The sequence below is a fragment of the Streptomyces sp. UH6 genome (genome assembly GCF_013421635.1).
GTDB lineage: Bacteria > Actinomycetota > Actinomycetes > Streptomycetales > Streptomycetaceae > Streptomyces > Streptomyces abyssomicinicus.
In genome coordinates this window covers 1-1,545 of sequence record NZ_JACADT010001190.1, presented here as the reverse complement: position 1 = coordinate 1,545, position 1,545 = coordinate 1, and the positions used below count along the sequence as shown (strand labels likewise).

General features: G+C 75.5%; 1 protein-coding gene and 1 pseudogene. Both read right to left on the bottom strand.

Features of this window, described 5'->3' with window-relative positions; genetic code table 11:
* Window positions 1-1,225 (bottom strand): lipopolysaccharide biosynthesis protein (locus tag HW445_RS30500; RefSeq protein WP_374939727.1); only part of this gene is annotated, 1,225 nt, incomplete at its 3' end.
* A gap of 112 nt (window positions 1,226-1,337) precedes the next feature.
* A pseudogene (locus HW445_RS30495) lies at window positions 1,338-1,545 on the bottom strand (DegT/DnrJ/EryC1/StrS aminotransferase family protein); the annotation flags it as partial.

Here is a 1,545-nt window from a genome sequence, read left to right as displayed (position 1 = left end):
CGCCCCAGCCGGCCCCGGCGATGCCGGCGGGGGTGAGCAGCAGGGCGGCGGAGCCGAGCACCAGCACGCACATCACGCCCTGCACCAGGGCGAGCATCGCGGTGCGGCCGGCCACCCGGAGAACGCCGATGTACAGCTCCACCGCCACCCGGGGCAGTGCGGCGGCGGCCAGCAGCCGCAGCACCATGGCGCCGCGGTCCGCGTAGTCCTCGCCGAACGGGGCGAGCACCAGCGGCGCGAAGACCGCGAGGACGACGACCACCGGCACCAGCAGCAGCGCCATCCGCCGCAGCGCGCCCCGTACGCCCTCGGCGAGGGCGCGCGGATCGCGGGAGGCGTGCGCGGTGAGCGAGGAGGCCATGTTGATGGCCAGGAACTCCATGGTGCCGCCGACGGTGTAGGCGACGTAGAAGTAGCCGTTCTCGGCGGCGCTGAGGCGCACCGCCACCATCACCGGCAGCAGGTTGATCATCAGCAGGCTGAACATGGCGCCGACCGAGTCGCCGGCGACGAACCGGCCGATGGCCCGCAGGGTGGGCGGCCGGCGGCGGTGGTCGGCGGCCGCCTGCCGGGGGATCAGCCGGCGGAACACCAGCCAGCCGAGCGGCACGGTGGACAGGGCGATCGCCGCGCCCCAGGAGACGAACACGCCGAGCACCGGCATGGCTCCGGCGAGGACGACCAGCAGGATCAGCTTGCCCAGGGAGAAGACCGCGTTGCCGATCGGCACCCAGAGCGCCTCGCGCAGCCCGGTGAGCACCCCGTCCTGGAGGGTGAGGATCGCCCAGGCGACGCAGGCGGCGACGAACAGCGCTCCGGCCGACGGCGTGCCGAGCGGGGCGTAGGAGGGCCCCCACAGGTCGAGGGTGAGCAGGAAGACGATCCCGGCGGCCGTCACCACCAGCGAACTGACCGCGTAGGCGCGCAGCACCAGTGATCCGGTGGCGCGTCCGGCGCGCGGCACGAAGCGGACCACCGCGCCGATCATGGTGGTGGCGGTGATGCTGGCGAGCAGGCGCATGGCGGCGACGGCGGCCGAGCCCTGGCCGACCGCCTCCTGGGAGTAGTGGCGGGCGGCGACCAGCCAGAAAGCCAGGCCCAGCACGGCGGAGACGCCGGTGCTCAGCATGAGGAAGTAGGCGTTCCGGAACAGCGAGTCGCCCTCACGCCTGGGGGACCGCCCGGTTCCGGCGGTCCGCGGGCCGGTGTCCGTGACCTCCGCCACCTCCTGGTCCTGCCTGCCTTCCCGGACGTCCTCCCGGACGCCGCCCTCCCGGACGCCGCCCTCCCGGACGCCGCTCTCCTGGACGCCGCTCTCCTGGACGCCCTCGCGGATGTCAGCCACCGCCGCCCCCCGCGCCCGGCACCACGTCCGGGCGTTCGCCCACCGGAGGGGCGGCCGGCCGCGCCCCGGCCCGTCGCAGCGCGGCGATCGCCTCGGACGCGCGCAGCGGGTCCACCGGCAGGGCGTGCCGGGCGAAGTGGCGGGCGGGCCCGGGGCGGGTCGAGAGGTCGGTGAACTCGGGGCCCGCGTAGTCGTCCAGG